This window comes from Christiangramia crocea (genome assembly GCF_022410465.1).
Classification (GTDB): domain Bacteria; phylum Bacteroidota; class Bacteroidia; order Flavobacteriales; family Flavobacteriaceae; genus Christiangramia; species Christiangramia crocea.
In genome coordinates this window covers 1-18,446 of sequence record NZ_JAJSON010000027.1, presented here as the reverse complement: position 1 = coordinate 18,446, position 18,446 = coordinate 1, and the positions used below count along the sequence as shown (strand labels likewise).

14 protein-coding genes are annotated in these 18,446 nt (G+C 39.2%); 4 read left to right on the top strand and 10 right to left on the bottom strand.

The features are described from left to right. Positions 1-183: 183 nt before the first annotated feature. Positions 184-1,905 carry a tetratricopeptide repeat protein gene (locus LU635_RS15630; protein ID WP_240100445.1) on the top strand — a complete coding sequence of 574 codons (1,722 nt, stop codon included), beginning with the start codon at positions 184-186 and terminating at the stop codon, positions 1,903-1,905. Positions 1,906-1,946: 41 nt separating this feature from the next. Here the strand turns inward: LU635_RS15630 and LU635_RS15625 are convergent, their stop codons facing one another. Further along, positions 1,947-2,387: a hypothetical protein gene (locus tag LU635_RS15625; RefSeq protein ID WP_240100444.1), complete on the bottom strand. Its 441-nt coding sequence runs from the start codon at positions 2,385-2,387 to the stop codon at positions 1,947-1,949. Between the two features lie 212 nt (positions 2,388-2,599). Here LU635_RS15625 and LU635_RS15620 point away from each other — a divergent pair, with 212 nt between their 5' ends. Together LU635_RS15620 and LU635_RS15615 are read left to right on the top strand one after the other, a co-directional pair. Beyond that, positions 2,600-3,676: a sensor histidine kinase gene (locus LU635_RS15620; protein ID WP_240100443.1), complete on the top strand. Its 1,077-nt coding sequence runs from the start codon at positions 2,600-2,602 to the stop codon at positions 3,674-3,676. Next, entirely contained in the window at positions 3,666-4,379 is a 714-nt protein-coding gene (locus LU635_RS15615; RefSeq protein ID WP_240100442.1) for a LytR/AlgR family response regulator transcription factor, read from the top strand. Before LU635_RS15620 ends, LU635_RS15615 begins: the two co-directional genes overlap by 11 nt. Positions 4,380-4,433: 54 nt before the next feature. On the opposite strand, the gene lpdA is transcribed toward LU635_RS15615, so the two are convergent. From lpdA to LU635_RS15570, 9 genes are all read right to left on the bottom strand, one after another. Beyond that, a complete protein-coding gene (gene lpdA / locus LU635_RS15610; protein WP_240100441.1) occupies positions 4,434-5,837 on the bottom strand; it encodes a dihydrolipoyl dehydrogenase in 1,404 nt (467 codons plus the stop codon). 141 nt (positions 5,838-5,978) lie between these two features. After that, positions 5,979-7,337 (bottom strand): NAD-dependent succinate-semialdehyde dehydrogenase, encoded by a 1,359-nt coding sequence (locus tag LU635_RS15605; RefSeq protein WP_240100440.1) that lies wholly within the window; start codon positions 7,335-7,337, stop codon positions 5,979-5,981. A 196-nt stretch (positions 7,338-7,533) separates the two neighbouring features. Beyond that, entirely contained in the window at positions 7,534-8,742 is a 1,209-nt protein-coding gene (locus LU635_RS15600) for a C45 family autoproteolytic acyltransferase/hydrolase (RefSeq protein ID WP_240100439.1), read from the bottom strand. Between the two features lie 108 nt (positions 8,743-8,850). Then, positions 8,851-10,530: a biotin carboxylase gene (locus LU635_RS15595; RefSeq protein WP_240100438.1), complete on the bottom strand. Its 1,680-nt coding sequence runs from the start codon at positions 10,528-10,530 to the stop codon at positions 8,851-8,853. A 9-nt stretch (positions 10,531-10,539) separates the two neighbouring features. Further along, the gene (locus LU635_RS15590) at positions 10,540-13,287 is read right to left on the bottom strand and encodes an aminotransferase class I/II-fold pyridoxal phosphate-dependent enzyme (RefSeq protein WP_240100437.1); all 2,748 of its coding nucleotides are present in this window, start codon (positions 13,285-13,287) and stop codon (positions 10,540-10,542) included. 5 nt (positions 13,288-13,292) lie between these two features. Beyond that, positions 13,293-13,697, bottom strand: coding sequence for a VOC family protein (locus tag LU635_RS15585; protein ID WP_240100436.1), 405 nt, complete (start codon positions 13,695-13,697; stop codon positions 13,293-13,295). Positions 13,698-13,708: 11 nt separating this feature from the next. Continuing rightward, positions 13,709-14,644: a carbon-nitrogen hydrolase family protein gene (locus LU635_RS15580; RefSeq protein ID WP_240100435.1), complete on the bottom strand. Its 936-nt coding sequence runs from the start codon at positions 14,642-14,644 to the stop codon at positions 13,709-13,711. Positions 14,645-14,748: 104 nt separating this feature from the next. After that, on the bottom strand, positions 14,749-16,059 hold the full coding sequence (locus LU635_RS15575) for an aspartate aminotransferase family protein (protein WP_240100434.1): 1,311 nt from the start codon (positions 16,057-16,059) through the stop codon (positions 14,749-14,751). A 455-nt stretch (positions 16,060-16,514) separates the two neighbouring features. Continuing rightward, positions 16,515-16,973 carry an Lrp/AsnC family transcriptional regulator gene (locus LU635_RS15570; RefSeq protein WP_240100433.1) on the bottom strand — a complete coding sequence of 153 codons (459 nt, stop codon included), beginning with the start codon at positions 16,971-16,973 and terminating at the stop codon, positions 16,515-16,517. A gap of 156 nt (positions 16,974-17,129) precedes the next feature. Between LU635_RS15570 and LU635_RS15565 the strand changes: the two genes are divergently transcribed. Next, positions 17,130-18,344, top strand: a complete 1,215-nt coding sequence (locus tag LU635_RS15565; protein ID WP_240100432.1) for an aminotransferase class I/II-fold pyridoxal phosphate-dependent enzyme — start codon at positions 17,130-17,132, stop codon at positions 18,342-18,344. The last annotated feature ends 102 nt before the right edge of the window (positions 18,345-18,446 follow it).

Below are 18,446 nucleotides of genomic sequence, written 5' to 3'. Positions count from 1 at the left end.
TAATACCGGCTCTTTTTTAGCCGAATTCTTTGACGGTGATTTTTCTTTTCCCATGATTTCTAAAATTTAGAATTAACCTACTAAATGTAGTGAATGTTCTTATACGAAAATCATAAATTTTCGTACTGTTTTTGTAATTTTATAAGACTCTCCCCGGATTTTTTCTAACCAAAACATTCAATCATGAAGATCAAAGTATTCATGGTTCTTCTTTTTTTGGTCTTTGCCTGTAAAAACTCTGAAAATAAACAGGAAAAGATCAGTATAAAGGAACCTCCGGAAAGTAAATACGGTTGCGCTCCACAAGTCTCCGATGCAGATTGGTATAATTCTGATAACAAAGCTCCATTATTTGATGGGCTGGATGCTGTTAAATACCCTATCCAGACAAAGAGTGCGGAAGCTCAGCAATATTTCAATCAGGGGCTGGTGCTGGCCTACGGATTCAATCATGCCGAAGCAGCGCGATCATTTTATTACGCGACGAAACTCGACCCTGAATGTGCGATGTGCTATTGGGGTTATGCCTATGTCTTAGGTCCGAATTACAATGCGGGTATGGAAGATGATAACTATCAACGTGCCTATGAGGCGATACAAAAAGCAAAAGAACTGGGTTCAGAATCTGAAAGAGAAGCCGCTCTAATCAATGCCATGGCCCAACGCTATGTAAAGGATCCTGTGGAAGACCGCGGTGATCTCGATATTGCTTACAGCCAGGCTATGAAAAAAGTCCATCAACAATATCCGGGTGATGAGAATATCGCTGCCATCTATGCTGAATCTTTAATGAATTTACATCCATGGCAACTTTTTGACAAGCAGGGCCATCCCAAGGAGTGGACTCCTGAAATTGTGGGGTTATTAGAAGACATTTTAAAGAAGAATCCAAGTCACCCCGGAGCCAATCACTTTTACATACATGCCGTGGAAGCCTCTAATACACCAGAAAGAGCAAACGCTTCCGCTAAGGCATTTGACGACGGACTCGTACCGGGTTCCGGACATTTGGTTCATATGCCTTCTCATGTTTATATCAGGACCGGAGAATATCATAAGGGAACCATTGCGAATATCCGGGCTGTGGAGGTAGACAGTATTTATGTAAGCGCCTGCCATGCACAGGGAGCCTATCCGTTGGCATATTACCCGCATAATTATCATTTTCTGGCGGCTACAGCCACCCTGGAAGGCAATAGTGAATGGGCGATGATCGGCGCCAATAAGCTGTCTGAACATGTACACCCGGGTCTTATGAAAGAACCTGGCTGGGGGACCCTGCAGCATTATTATTCGATTCCATTATATGTACAGGTTAAACTGGGGCGCTGGAATGAATTGATCAATTCAGAATTTAAGACCTATGACCTGCCCTACCTGGAAGCGGTCAAGAGTTATGCCCAGGGAATGGCTTATATGGCAAATAATGACCTGGATAACGCTAATGAAATGCTGGAAAAGCTCGAAAAACTGTCAGAAAATAAAAGCCTTGAGGAAGTAAGCATCTGGGAAATTAATTCAGTATCTACATTAATGCATATAGCCAGGAGAGTTCTTAAAGCTGAAATACTGGCTAATGAGAAAAAATATGATGAGAGCATAGCTTTACTGAAGGAAGCCGTGGAAATTGAAGATTCTCTCAATTATGATGAGCCGCCAGACTGGTTCTTTTCTGTCAGGCATCATTTAGGTGCGGTACAAATTGAAGCCGGAAAATATCGGGATGCGATTGCTACTTATGAAGAAGACCTGAGAAGGCTCCCAAAGAATGGCTGGGCTCAGCATGGTTTGAGATTAGCCTATGAAAATCTTAATGATCAGCAAAATGTAAACAGAATGGACCAGCAAATAGCTAAAAGCTGGAAAGGCGCTGATATAGAGATAAATTCATCGAGAATTAAATAAAGAAGGAGGCTTTAGAAAAGCCTCTTCTCAACTGATCAATTTTAGATTGATGAAACTTTATCTAATTCTGAATTTCTTATCCAGTTTAAAATAAAAGTGGCCATTCTGCCAATTAAAAAGGTAAAACCTCCAAATAAAGGAGCCAGTAGCGTTACTTTTAAGCCTCCGGCAAATAATGCAGGACTTATATCCCCAAGAGCTTCAAAAGCATCAAAGATTTGAATTAGTCCGATGAACTGTGCAAATAAACCTATCACTAAAGCAAGTAATGACAGCTGATTAATCAGGCTAATTGATTTTTGAAATACATGGGCAGGTGATTTAAGTTTCATCGCTGAACGTACGACCAAAAAAAGGATTAGCAGAAATGAAATTAGAATCAAACTCATCGCAAGAGGTCCACCTTCATGGATTCTCGCAAATAACTGATCAAAAAAACCTTTCTCCTGGAGTAATATTATACTTAATGTGAATGTGATCATTGCTTAGTTTTATTGGTTTGCAGTTTCAAAATTATATAAGAAGTCCTCTGATTATAAATTAATGAGATGAACTGCTGGTTTTATTTGCTTTATAACCTAATAATTGGTGTAAAGCTATTCAAATTACTTTTCAACGTTATCCAGCCTTTTAAAATGGTAATTTGTCGCAAATATTTTCTTCTTAAATATTTTAGTCACATTTTTATCTATTAATGAAAATCGCAGGAGCATTTTTAGAACTAGGAAAGAGAATACTACTACATAGCCTGTTCTGGCTTGTGGTTCTTCTGTTTTTTACTTTTTTCTTCGGCTTTGAAGGAGCGAGTTTTAAGACCATTATTACATTCTCTGCATTCTTTCTTCCGGTAACGATTGGGACCACCTATGTGTTTATTTATAAATTGATACCCGATTATCTTATTCCGAAAAAATACCTGCCATTTACACTATACACACTGGCTGCTTTCTTAATTTCAGCCTCCTATATCACCATTTCGGCGTTCTACGGAATATTTCTGACCATAGGTTATGGTTATCAGGAAAACTTTCCGCTAACCAAAAGTCTTATTTATATCTTGATCAGTGTCTACCTGGTAGTCGCGATCGCTTCTGCTTTTAGCCTTTTGAAATACAATTATTCCGCTTCAGCAAAAAATGAAGAACTGAAAAACCGGATCCTGGAAGCTCAGCTCAAACTGAAAGATCAGGAACTTCAGTATTTGAAAATGCAGATACATCCGCACTTTCTCTTTAATACGCTTAACACTATTTATGGACTTAGCCTTTCCAATCATATTCAAACTTCTGAAATGATACTACAGCTTTCAGAACTACTGGATTATATACTATATCAGACCAAAAAACCACTGGTTAAGCTTGAGGATGAGATCAATCATATTAAGAATTATATTGATCTTGAGAAGAAACGCTTTCGGGATACTTTAAAAATAGATTTTGAATGTGACCCTATTCCTCCGGACATGGAGATCGCACCAATGCTTTTACTTCCATTTGTTGAAAACAGTTTTAAACATGGCAGAGATAGCCGGGGTGAACTTCAAATTCACATAAAACTTAAAATTCATTATGGCAACCTGGAATTTGAGATATCGAATTCAAAATTTTCCGAAATTGAAGAAGGATCCGATGGTATTGGCCTGCAGAATATTAAAAGACGACTTGATATTTTATATCCCGAAAATCATGAACTTAAGATCAGAAATTCTGAATACAGTTTTAAAGTTTACCTTAAGCTAAGTATTTTAAAAGAGCCTGTGAATGTCACATAAGATAAAATGTATCATAGTAGATGACGAGCCGGTGGCTTTGGATATCCTGGAAAATCACCTTTCTAAGATCGATCATATTGAAGTTATTGGCCGTTGCAGAAATGCCACAGAGGCTTTTAATATGATCAATTCTGAAACCATTGATCTGATTTTTCTGGATATCAATATGCCCGGAATTTCGGGGATCTCATTCGCTAAATCTATAAACAAGAAGATCAAAATTATTTTCACTACCGCATACAGGGAATACGCCATAGAAGGTTTTGATCTTCACGCAGTAGACTACCTTTTAAAACCTATTTCCTTTGAAAGAATTCTGGATGCAGTGAATAATTTTCAACAGGTGCATTCACCTTCTAAAAATGGAGAGAGCCATGAAAATAAGGCAGCTAGCTTCATTTTTATAAAGATCGACCGTAAAATGCACAAACTGGATTTTGATAAGATCCTGTGGATCGAGAGTCTAAGCGATTATCTTAAAATTGAAACTACTGAAGGCACAAAAGTAACCAGGGAAACAATTTCCAGTATTGAATCAAAATTACCCGGGTCAAAATTCATGAGGATCCATCGTTCTTTTATTATCGCCATTGATAAAATTGAATCTTATTCAAATGAAGAGGTGATCATCCAAAATAAATCTCTTCCCATAAGCCGTACCTATAAAGAGAATGTTATAAATCACCTGGTGAAATTTCAATAAAAAAGCCCCGCTTTTGGCGAGGCTTCAATTTATCTTCTAACTTATATTATATAATTAGATATGTAAAGGTCTGTTCTCTGTTGCAGCAAGAGCAGCTTCTTTAACCGCTTCTGCATATGTTGGATGAGCATGACTCATTCTTGAAATATCCTCGGCAGACGCTCTGAATTCCATCGCACTCACCGCTTCAGCAATAAGATCTGCTGTTCTGGCTCCTATCATATGAACTCCAAGAACCTCATCGGTCTTTTCATCGGCAAGAATTTTGATCAATCCATCAATATCACCACTGGCTCTTGAACGTCCAAGCGCACGCATTGGGAATTTACCTTCCTTATATTTTACTCCTTCTTCCTTCAATTGCTCTTCGGTTTTTCCAACCGCGGCAACTTCAGGCCAGGTATAAACAACACCTGGAATAAGGTTATAATCAATATGGGGTTTCTGGCCAGCAATTAATTCAGCAACCATGGTTCCCTCTTCTTCAGCTTTATGAGCTAGCATAGCTCCGCGTACCACATCCCCGATGGCATAGATGTTATCTACGTTCGTTTGAAGATGATCGTTCACTTTTACTCTTCCTTTATCATCAAGTTCTACTCCGGCGGCTTCAGCATTTAATCCATCAGTATAAGGACGACGACCTACTGAAACAAGGCAATAATCACCTTTAAGTTCGATCTCTTTATCCTTCTTATCATCAGCTTTAATAATGATCTCATCTCCGTTTCTTTCAACAGACTTCACCTTGGTACTTACATGGAATTTGATTCCCTGCTTCTTCAATACTTTCTGAAGTTCTCTAGAAAGAGCGCTATCCATAGTTGGGATGATCCTGTCAAGGAATTCCACTACCGTAACCTCAGCACCAAGACGACGATATACCTGACCAAGCTCAAGACCAATAACTCCTCCACCAATTACGATCATGTGTTTTGGAACTTCCTTCAGCGTTAAAGCCTCAGTAGAAGTAATTACTCGCTCCTTATCAAGATCAATGAACGGAAGATTTGCAGGCTTGGAACCGGTTGCGATAATTATCTTTTTCGCTTCAATCGTTTTTGTCTCACCATCTTTTTCAATGTTAATGTGAGTCTTATCCTTGAAGGAACCAACGCCTTGAATAACATCAATCTTGTTCTTATCCATTAGGAACTTCACCCCGTCACATGTCTGACTTACCACAGAAGATTTACGTTCCATCATTTTTTCAAGGTTTAGTTTCACTTCACCAGGAATTTCAATTCCGTGCTCCTCAAAATGCGCGATAGCATCATGATAGTGGTGAGAAGAATCTAAAAGTGCCTTACTTGGGATACATCCCACATTAAGACAGGTTCCACCAAGCGTGGAATATTTTTCTATGATTGCAGTTTTCATACCCAGTTGGGCGCAACGAATGGCGGCTACATATCCACCGGGTCCTGATCCTATAACTGCAACATCATATGTACTCATAATTGTCTGTTTTACTGATTTTTTTTACAAATTGACGGTAAAAATACGACTATTCTCTACAATGACCAATATTAAGTTCTGAGTTCCCTAAGAGGTATTATTTTTAATATAATAATTTAGTTAACACTAACCTTCCTGGTTTTAAGCTTTGACATAAACCACCTTTTTATTCACAAATTCCATCATTCCATCTTTTGCTAATTCACGTCCGTAACCAGATCGTTTCGTACCTCCAAAGGGCAATCTGGGATCCGACTTCACCAATTCATTTATAAAAAAGGCTCCGTCAGAAACCCGGGAAGCATATTCCACAGCTTTTGCGGTGTCTTTTGTAAAAACACTAACCCCAAGTCCAAATTTTGACTGTTCAGATAATGCGAAAGCTTCGTCTACATCTTTAACTTTAATTATCGCAGCTAAAGGTCCGAAGGTTTCTTCATCAAAAGCGATCATTCCTGGTTTCACATTTCCCAGGATAGTAGGTTCATGAAAACAATTATCCTGTTTTCCTCCCACAAGTAACTTTGCTCCTTGCGAAACAGACTCGTTTACCTGACGGTTAAGTTGATCTGCCAGATCTTTTCTTGCAAGAGGTCCTACCTGGGTAGCCCCATCTTTTGTATCTCCTGTTTTCAGGTTTTTTACGGCATCGGTAAATTTAGATACGAACTCATCGTGTATAGATTCTACTAAAATAAAGCGTTTTGCCGCGATACAACTCTGTCCACAATTAAGCATTCTGGCAGAAACCGCGGTCTTTACCGCAAGATCTATATCAGCATCTTCCAACACAATAAAGGAGTTGTTGCCTCCTAGTTCCAGCAAACTTTTTTTAATATATTTCCCGGCAATTTGAGCAACAGCAGATCCTGCCATCTCACTTCCCGTTAGGGTGATTGCTTTTACAGCATCATGTGCTATGATCTTTTCCGTTTGATCGTGGTGAACTATCAGATTCTGAAATACGCCTTCCGGAAATCCGGCCCTGGTAAAAACTTCTTCAATTTTCACCGCACAACCAAAAACGTTCGGTGCATGTTTCAATAAACCAGTATTCCCGGCGGTTAAAGTTGGCGCTGCAAACCTAAAGACCTGCCAGAAAGGAAAATTCCATGGCATAATAGCAAAGACAGCCCCTATGGGATCATGTCTTACAAAACTCTGGCTAGCATCAGTTTTTATTACTTCGGGAGAAAGAAAGGTTTCGGCATTTTCTGCATAGTAATCACAAACCCAGGCACATTTATTCACTTCGGCTCGAGATTCTGAAATTGGTTTTCCCATTTCAGATGTGATCATCTGAGCATATTCTTCAAGATTATCCCGAAGTACCTGTCCGGCTTTTTTGATCAAACCTGTACGATAAGATATTGGTTTATTATGCCAGGTTTTAAAAGCTCCAGATGATCTGTTCAATGCTTCATCCAGTTCATCACTGGTATGACCAATATATTTACCTACCTGCTCTCCATTATATGGGTTAACGCTATTAAATTCCATTTGTTTATTTGATATATAAAGCTTCGCTATGCAAAGGTTTTAGGGTATTTGCTTTTAGCCATCTTTTAGGATTAGTATTGCTGAATTTATTTCAGTAACCTATCTTACTAGTAATACGATATTAGATCATTAAAAAACCTGAAACCTTATTAGACTGTTATTAATAATAATGCTTAAAAAGCAAATCAATTAAAATCTAATTATCCCTGGCCACCCAGTATTTTGTTACTTTTTTTGACCAGAAATCGGCAAGGACCTCCCAGGATATCTCTCCTTTGTTAATTAATTCTCCACGCCATTGTTCAACTTGTTTTTTATCTACGGAAGGGTATCCCTCTGCCAGTGAATTTGAGAGGTAGCCCGAAACTGTTTTCTTCCATTCATATGGATTTGAAAGCTCATCCTCGAATATTTTTACAGGCCTTTCAGAAGTCTGTTCAAACTCGATCAATTTGAATTGCTCCTGGAAACTATAAAAAGTCTGACTGACCTTTATACCAGGCCAGCGCATCTCCACGATACCTTCTCCAGGGCGATATACGGCTGTGAACAGTGTGCCAAATCCTTCTTTAAAACGCTTATTATACAAAGGTTTTTTTTGAAATGCGTCTACGATTTTAGCTGCATCCATCCCTTTTGTAGCTAACATCTTCTCCAAAAAAGAAGAACGCTCAAGTGTTTTATTAAAAGCAGCATTCTCCGGCCAGTCAACAAAACCCTGATGATTAGTGGTAAACGCGGCGTTAGTAACAACAGGTTCTCTATCTGGTGCAAGACGAACGGTCTTAAAGGCTCCCGTTTTATCCACAGCAGTTACATTATATGACATATGGGAAGGAATACGAATTAAGGCTGCTACAGCTTCTTCAACATTACTGCAAAATTCAAGCACATACCTTAAAATAAATGGAATCCCAAAACCTTCACCAACTTCTTTTCGTCCCCCAAAAGTGAGGGATACGGCCAGTCCGTCTTCATTCATTCCATCTAATAATCCAATAAGGCAATCACTGGTCCCGATGACTTTTTTTCCATTCCAGGCACTTAGTAACTGTGTGCCTTCCATAAGATCAGGATGATAATCATAATTCCTCACCAACTGGATTTCATCTCCTGAGATTACAGCATTAGAACAGGCGCTTAAATAGGCCGGTGGCTGGAAACCGGTCAAAAACCTGGCTCCCACCTCATCTGCCTTTGCAATTTTACATAGGCGTTTATAGGTGGGCCACATTTCCGGCATATATTTTTTGAGCGCCGCCTGAGATGTTTTTAAGTCTGGCTCATAATCCTTTTTTTTAGAATCGAGCCAGAGCCTGTAGGCTGCCCAGTGGATATTATATAATTTTCGCCATTTCTTTCCCGGCAAACCGGGTTCAGAAATTGCATTAAAATGTAATTGCATAAATTTCTTTTGCTGATCTTTTACTAGCTGATTTTTCCACCAGCTAATTAGAAAAACATTTGGACAAAGTAGCTCGATTTTTCAGGACAGCCTGTTAAAATAAAAATTTTATTTCGTTAATGTTCCAGACAGGTTTGGCTTCTTCTTATCCTCTACCATTTCAGATGTATACTGTGAACGAATCGCTTTGATCCAGTGCTTCGCCCTGTTGTTAAGTTTAAAATCATCTGTCATCATACGTCCTCTGGTTACCAGAATTCCCATATCGGCTCCCTCATACAGGTAATCTCCTTTTTTGGAAATCCTTAAAAAGAATGCTTCATTTTCATTTTCCACAGCTCTACGGTGTGTATCCATTCTATCATACTGGATATGACCGGTATCATACATTCTCCATATTCCTGATCTTGGTGCTCCAGTTACATACTCTACAGTATCTTCAGTATGTTTTACAATTAACTGGCTCCAGCCATCAAGGTTTTCCTGATTAGACCAACGCTTGTTGATTGCATCGATGTCCAGCTCATATTCAATATCCATCCATTCCAGGATATGAAAAACGAATAGCGGAGCATCAGCAAGTGCAAAAACCGCATGGTTTGTAATGGAACTCGCTCCGGTTACTCGAGGATTAAGTTCCCCCAGATATATCTCACCGTTATCCTGATCTATTAGAAAATCAAGCTCAAAATAACCTTTGTAGCCTTCTTCACGTAACTGATCTCCAAACAACTGTGTATTCTCGATTGCTTTCTGTCTTAGTTCAGGCGTAAATGCATTGGGATAGATCTCGTTACCACACCAACCACCTTCATAAGGCGTTAGTTCTTTAAAGCCAACCAACTCTGTCATCAAAGGGGCTACAATAGTCCCATGACGCGTTACACAAGCTTCAATCGCAGAACCTCTGCAACGAATACGCTTCATGATCTTTACTTCATCTTCAGCCTCGATCTCTTCGGCGTATTTTTGATATTCTTCCTCATTGGATATAAAGAAAGTAGTATGCCCTGAATCCCCAAACGGAGTTTGTATTACCAGTTGTTCACCAAGTTCTTTAGAAACTTCTTTTAGGTGTTCATAATCATTCACTTTTGAAAGCACATAAGGAACGCAAGAAACTCCTGCTCTCTCAGCAATTCTATTGGTATTCACCTTATTATCAAGGAAGGTTCTCATCTCGGCACTAGGGAACATTATCTCAAGCCCAAGTTTATCTGCAAGTCGTTCTGTTTCTTCATTGAACATAAGAAACATTGCTTTTCCTGGCCTGCCATCTACAGATCTTGTCTTGAGATAATCCTGCACTTCAGGATGCTGAAGCAAATAGTTGTTGATATCTTCTATTCCTTCAAAATCATCATGCGGAATTTCCTGTTTTGGAGAAAATACATTTGGATGCAATCCGTCAAAACATTCGATATAAGTAATGAATTTGAAACCTTTGATCCATTCATCAGCTCCTAATAGATTGAAATTGGTAGCACTAATAAAATAAAGAGGTTCCTCATTTTTATGAAAAGACCTTCTGATATCTGAAACTCCATTTAATTCAGACTTTTTCGAAACAGCTTTTTTCACAGCTGGTTTAGTGCCTTTTGCCTTGGAAGCTGCAGGTTTAGCCTTCGCTCTCGATTTTTTTGCAGCAGGTTGTGGTTTAGCTTTCGGCGTTTGCTTTTTAGAATTATCAGACTTTCCCCGGATAGGAATTTTGGTCCTGTCTGAACCTGTTTTAATTGCAGATTTGGTCTTTTTATCTTTAGTTGTTTTTGGTTTCTTATTATCCATAATGCTTTATTATTTAATTAATTTCTTCTTTTTAACATTTCCCATCGCCCCCATTGAGGTTACGGTTTTTTGCCTGTTCAGCACATTTTCCTTAAAAATTCTCAATCCCAGATCAGCACGATAACCGTGAATTTCTGAAACATCTAATGCCGTTAGGAATCTAATGATCTCTTTACTCACTACCTGGCCAGGAACAAGCACAGGAAATCCGGGTGGATAAGGAATAATAAAGGACGAGGCTACTAAAGTCCTGTCGTTTTCCATAGCAGGCAAACATTCTTCTAATGGCATATACTCATAATTTTCCTCATTGTAGGCCAGGAAAAAAGCCTCCCTGATATTTCCTCCAGGTACTCCCGGCACTGCCTGAAAGGAATTATGGAAATAACTAAAATCAGGTAATGGGGGGAAATCTTTGGTTAAAGAATAGATCCTTTCCTCACGAATTTTACTTTCTTTCGAACTCAGGGAAAGCAACTCCTTATCCAGTTCATCTGCGATCTTTAGCAGCGCATTAGTAAGGTAAGTAACACTTCCACGGGTGGTACCGATATTGGTCATAAACAGCACCGTATTCCTTGAGGTTTTATTGATCTGGATATTGAACTTATCCATCAAATATTTGTTCTTGAAGGTATCACCGTCAACTCCGGTACGTCCAATATGAAGCGTGATCTTCGTAGGATCCAGTACAAATTCATCCTTCTCCCAGGCAGTTTCCATTCTGTTCCAGCCCTCCTTCGAGGTATAGTATTCAGATAGTCCTGATTTACGGAGTTCCGCAGGAATAAAATCACTCACGGTCAACACATCAAAATATTTATTAAGCCTTGGGTGGTCATTTATTTTTGCACGAAGCACCATGGCCATTTCAATACTTTTTTCCACAAGCTCATAGCCTTCAAACTGAACCTGTCTTCTGCCAACATCTAATGAAGCCAGCATTTGATAATTAGGGGAGGTGGAAGTATGCGTCATATAAGCTTCCATAAAGGTATTTTCACTCTTTCTTCTGAAATCTTCGTCCCAGATATGTATCATGGAACCCTGACGGAAGCTACTCAAAGTTTTGTGTGTACTCTGAGTGGAATAAACCCTAATCCTTACTTTATCAGGATCTGGCAGCCTTGGGATCTCATCTTTCTTCAGGTTCGTTACATGTTCTTCATACTCTTCTCTATAAGCACTGCTATTGTATTTTTCATGTAGCTTTTTGGCAACGAACATTCCTGTTCTTTGCTTATAATTGTAGGTAAACCCTGCAAAAGCGAACCATGCCTCATCCCATAAAAAGACCATATCTGGCTTAATCGCCAGAATTTCCTGCATCACTTTTTCTACATTGTAAACAAGGCCATCAAAGGTACAGTTGGTTAGCAATAACATTTTTACCAGGTCCAGTCTTCCTTCCTTTTTCAAGCGAAGAAGCTTTTCCTTTATCTGCTCCAGTGGTACCGCTCCATACATTGAATATTCTTCTATAGGATACGAATCGAGATAAACAGGATATGCTCCGGAAAGGACCAATCCGTAGTGATGTGATTTATGGCAGTCCCTGTCGATCAGGATAACATCACCAGGTTTTACCAGGGCCTGAACTACGATCTTGTTTGCAGTTGAAGTTCCATTGGTCACAAAAAAGGTATTCAACGAACCATAAGCATCGCTGGCCATCTTTTGTGCCTTCTTTAGAGATCCGGTTGGCTGCAGTAAGGAATCCAAACCGCCCGTGGTGGAAGAAGTCTCAGCAAGGAACATATTTCTTCCGTAGAAATTACCGAAATCATTGATCCATCTTGACTTAAAAACCGAATTACCTCTTGAGATAGGCATCGCATGAAATATACCGGTAGGTTTTTTACTATATTCTTTTAAAGCTGAAAAGAACGGAGTTTCATAGCGCTCGCAAATTCCTCTTAAGATAGTCAGGTGCAATTCCTGAAGATCTTCAGTCCTGTAAAAGATCCTCCTGAAAGTTTTTAAGGTCGTATCCTTAAGTTTTCCAAGCGCAGTATCTGTTACATAATAAGTATCAAGTTCTGGTCTGAATTTCTTCACAAGATCTCCCAGAACGGGTCCCAGTTCAGATGAAGGCTTTGAGGCAAGATCCAGGTTTAAAACTTTTTGAATAAAAGGCTTTAAGGTTGGAGTTAACTTCTTGGAATGATAAGGCGGCGCATAGCGCACTACCACGGCCTGAATATTATAATTAAAGTGTAAAGCGATCAATGCATCTTCAAAAGAGCGTTGCACCACAATCCCGTAATTGAATTGTTCGTTAGAACCCCTAAGATCTTTAAGATCGTTACGAAGTTTGCATTCCTCGTGAAACGAAATATCCTCTACAAATAAAACTTCAAAATAGTTCTTCTTAATACCTTCAGGATGCTCACCTCTTTCTGAAGTTTCTACACCCTGATCATCATCCTCCATTAAATCAGGATTACTTCTATACCTGTCACTTACCAGATGTTTGGTGATCTCAGCTATTTTATTCGTGAGGGCAGTATGCTCCTGCCTGTCCAGCATTTCGTTGAGAGTTCTTAAACGTAAGATCCCCGGAAACGCGAAATAGCTCTCTATAACCTCAATGTCTTTTAATAACCCACGAAGGCTTTTCTGAAGGTTTTTTTCTTCTGAAGACCCCCGGTTACATTTTTCCAGTTTTGTAGACTCACTCTTTAAATTGTTCCAGGACTCCAGCCGGAGTTGAGCAACATTATAATGATATGAACTATTCGATTTATTTTCTTGCATAAATTTTATTTGTTAGAATGTAGGGCAAGTTTGTTTCCTTCAGAATCAATGAAAATTGCAAAATAGCCTGATTCTTTATTGATAAGGGTTTTGGTCATTACGATCCTTCCCCCTGCAGGTTCTACCTTTTCCAGAATAGTATTTAAATCTTTGCCTGCATTAAGATATAACAGAGGCCCTGTGTCACTTGGTGTAGAGCCAGGGCCTTTTACTATGGCCCCTCCTATTCCATTATTAATTGGAAAAAAAGCCATGGCATAATTATCATCAAAGTTCTTTTCCATCTCAATTCCGAAGATCTCATTGTAGAAATCAACCGATTGCTGAAAATTGATCGCCGGGATCTCAAACCAGCTTATAATGCCTTTATTGGTTTCTTTCTTTTTTCTCTTTGATGTTGTTCCGCCCATGGTTTTCTATATTATAGTTCGTTAAAGCCCTTATAACCTGTAGGGTTCGCAGGAGGCTCATATTCATTTTCCTGCATTTTTAATTTCGACAGGGTATCGAGTTTGGTTGGTTTTATAAGTGGCCCAAGTGAATTGAGGTAAGGTAATTGTGCACCATGCTGATAGATTCCAAACTGGCCTATATGATCCCTGAAACTCTTTAAGGGCTGGCCCAGTCTAAGTATTCCAAGCTCCCTGCTTCTTCTTACTCTGTCTATATTTAATTCCAGCGGAAAGATTTCTTCATTCCCTTCTGCCTGATAGATAACACGTCCATCTGGGCCGCATACTATAGATCTACCGCTTCCACCTGATTCCAATCCGTTTACGTCAAAAAAGTAACATTGATTAACCGCTGCCATGGCCCTGACTATAGATAATTCAATTTCTCTGTCTATGGTTCCCGTCATGGTTGGATGCAGAATTACCTCTGCTCCCATAACTGTTAGGGTACGCACGGTTTCAGGAAACCACATATCGTAGCAGATAGACAAACCAAATTTTGCAACCCCGGGCACGTCAAATACACAAAATTCTGATCCCGGAGTTACCCCTACTTCATAGGGATAAAAAGGAAACATTTTTCTGTAGCGCGTTACCACTTCCCCTTCCGGGTTAATTACCGTGGCCGTATTATAGATATTACCTTCAGATTTTTCAAAAATAGAACCCGGTAGCAACCAGACATTATGCTTTCTGGCCATTTTGCACATCTCCTGTTCAAATTCTCCAGGTATTTCCTGCGCGGTATGGGTTAATGGGCCATATCCGCATAACTCACTAAATACCACCATATCTACCCATGGATAAAGGCTCATGGTAATATCAAGTTTCAGCTTCATCATCTCCACATTGGGAGCGACCGCTGAGACTTTCATTTGTATTCCTGCAATTGCGAATGGATTCATTACTTTTAATTATTATATTTAATGGTTAATAGGTTTAAACTGAATTAGCTTACTGCCCATGGTTTTTTCGTCACTCTTTCCAGAACTGACTCAATTCAGTTTATCTATCCTATATTTTTTCTGATCTGATCTTCCAGAATATCGAGACCTTTATTTAGATGCTCGTCTGAAATTACAAGGGGAGAAAGTATCCTTATCACATTTTTAAAGGTTCCCGCGCTTAATAGAACTAAACCATCTTCAGCACATCCTTTCACAATTTTATCGCAAAGTTCACCGTTTGGTTTTCCGGGGTCATTATCTTTCACGAATTCAATTCCTATCATTGCACCAACGCCTCTAACATCACCTATATCAGAGAACTCCTTCTGAAGTTTCCTCATTCTATCAGTGACTATTTCACCAATATGAATTGCCTTTTCATTTAAATTAAGATCCTTCATATACTGTATGGTGGCAAGGGCTGCAGCACAACAAACAGGGCTACCAATATAGGTTCCACCTATAGTGCCCGGACCTGCCGCATCCATAATTTCTGCCCTACCAAGAACTGCTGCTATTGGTAAACCAGATCCAAGGGACTTGGCATAGGTACTAATATCCGGCTGTACATTATAATGTTGCCAGCTGGCCCAATGCCCGGTTCGGCAAAAGCCACTCTGGATCTCATCCATTATTAGCAACACGCCATGTTCATCACAAAATGACCGTAATCCTTCCAGGTATTTCTGAGGCACAGGGTTAAAACCACCCTCTCCCTGGATAGGTTCAATGATAATTGCAGCCACACTGTTAATGTCTACCATGCTGTGGGCACTTTCCCGGAGTCGATTTAGCTCAGTTTCTACAAAATCATCCATATCCTGTGTTCCGCTGTATTTATAGAAATTAGGAAAAGGGATACGGTAAACTTCAGGCGCAAAAGGTCCTGAAGAAAATTTATAATTCACTTTACTGGTAAGACTCATCGCCATCAGGGTACGACCATGATAGGCTTCTGTATAACACAATATTGCGGGTCTCTTTGTAGCCTGGCGCGCTATCTTAATAGCATTCTCAACGGCTTCTGCCCCGGTACTAATAAGCATGGCTTTGGTTTTCTCACCATGCGGAAGTATCTCGGCCAGCTCCTCACAGAGTTTTATATAGGGTTCATAAGTCACTACATTAAAACTGGTGTGCAGATATTTTCCAGCCTGTTCACGAATAGCTTCCACCACCGGCTCAGGACAATGGCCTGCATTTACTACACCTATACCTCCTGCGAAATCTATAAGCTCACGGCCATCTACATCAGTGATAATTGCTCCTTTTGCTTGTTTCACTGTGGCTGTATTAAAAACGCCAACCCCGTTTGCCACTATATTTTTTCTTCTCTCCAGAAGTTCTTGTGACTGACTTTTTTGTTCGATCATATTAAAATCAAATTGTTAAAATTTTAAATATTTTTTATGGAATTAAAAGATAGATAGTCGCATAACATCATATTATGCGCCCTTTCGGTGATTTTTCATAACTTTCTTAATATACAGCTTTTTATCGTTTTCCCGGTTTTTTTTGCTTTTAATTAAGATTGGATCGATTTTAAAGATAAATAGCATCTATCTGGGAAAAGTAGTGTGATGCCGTTAGGTTTAATGATTGTCTCACACTGAATATCTGTAAAATTCAAGGCAAATGAATATCCTGGTGTGTTGTATAAGAGTAGAACGAATTTTAAAACCGCTTAAAGCCCACAAAAAGCTTAGTTTGAATTTTGATATTTAAGCTTGGCCTTAAGCCTAATTCATTAGTGAATCTTCCTGCTTTGGGAATCTGGGATTTAATTTCTGAATTCAAGGCTCAAAAGCCGGAAAGTGGAAATCTAATCTTACAAATTAATCACAGTACTTTGCTTTACTTTATTTATGGTAAAGATGCTCTTGGTACTTCCAATATGATCCAGATTGGTAAGTTTAGTGACCATAAATTCACGGTAGGCATCCATGTCCTTTACCAGCACTTTAAGGATATAATCGTAATCGCCGCTTACGTGAAGGCATTCGATCACTTCAGGCAGACTGGTGATTTCCTTTTCGAATTTAGTCAGGAAATCTTTTTTATGTTGAATGAGTTTGATCTGGCAAAGCACCATGAAACCTTTTTCTACCTTCTCCGGATCCAACAAGGCAACATATTTTGAAACAACCCCTTCCCTTTCAAGTTTTCTGATTCTTTCATAAACAGCAGTTACCGAAAGCATAAGATCGTTTGCGATCTCTTTATTAGTCTTTTTGCTGTCCTGTTGAAGATGTCTCAGGATCCTTTTATCTATCTCATCAATTTTCATATTCTTATAAATATTCGGTAAGCCGGTTAAATCTCAATTAAAAATAGATTTTAAAACTGAAATATAAACCTTTAGTAGATTTATTTTCTAAACATGATGACAATCATTGTTTTTACCAGTGATTCTAAGGAATTTTAGTTGTATAAAACTACAATTATGAAATATAAACCGGCAGAACGTATTCAGGATCTACAATATTTTGGGGAATTTGGTGGAGTAAATCCATCTATTTCTGATTCCTCTACCTATACTTTCCTTTCCGCAAAGACCATGTTTGATACATTTGAAGGAAATGCGGAAGGTTGTTATTTATATTCACGTCACTCCTCCCCTTCTAACTTATATCTGGGAGAAGCTCTTGCAGCAATGGAAGGCACAGAAACAGCTAATGTGGCTGCTTCCGGAATGGGTGCGATCACTTCGGTACTGATGCAACTCTGCAATGCCGGAGATCATATTGTGTGCAGCAGAACTGTTTACGGAGGAACCTATGCCTTTCTAAAGAATTTTGCCCCAAAATTCGGGATCAAAACCACTTTTGTGGACATTACAAAAACTGAAGCCGTTGAGGCAGCAATTCAGAAGAGTACCAAAGTGCTGTATTGCGAAAGTGTTAGCAACCCATTACTGGAGATCGCCGATCTGGAGATTCTTTCAAAAATATCAGTAGCCCACAATCTCAAACTGGTTGTGGATAATACATTTTCACCACTTTCTATAAGTCCGGCAAAACTGGGTGCTGATGTAGTGATCCATAGCCTTACAAAATTCATAAATGGCAGCAGCGACACCGTTGGCGGAGTGGTTTGTGGAACCAAAGATTTTATCAATGACCTAAGGAATGTGAATGATGGAGCAGCTATGTTGTTAGGACCTACGATGGATAGCCTTAGGGCAGCATCAATCCTGAAAAATCTCAGGACACTTCATATTCGCATGAAACAGCACAGCCATAATGCGATGTTCCTTGCTAAAAAATTCCAGGAAGACGAATTCAAAACTGTTTATCCCGGATTGAAATCCCATCCCGGCCATGGAGTTTTTAAGAAAATGATGAATGAAACTTATGGTTTTGGCGGCATGCTCACTATCGATGTAGGTTCTCTTGATAAAGCCAATGAGCTTATGGAACTAATGCAGAAACGCAACCTGGGATATCTTGCCGTAAGTCTTGGTTTTTATAAAACACTTTTCAGCGCACCGGGAACTTCCACCTCTTCTGAGATCCCTGAAGAAGAACAGAAAGAAATGGGACTAAGTGATGGACTCATACGTTTCTCTATAGGTTTGGATAATGATATTGAAAGAACCTACAAAATGATGAAGGAATGTATGGTACAAGTGGGTGTCTTAAACGCCGAAATGGTTTAAAATTTTGCAGGATTAAGCCGAAAGTCGTAAAATTACGCGACTAAATGGAAAACTCTTAATATAAAAAATAAAAAGACCTCACAGGTTTCTGAACCTGTGAGG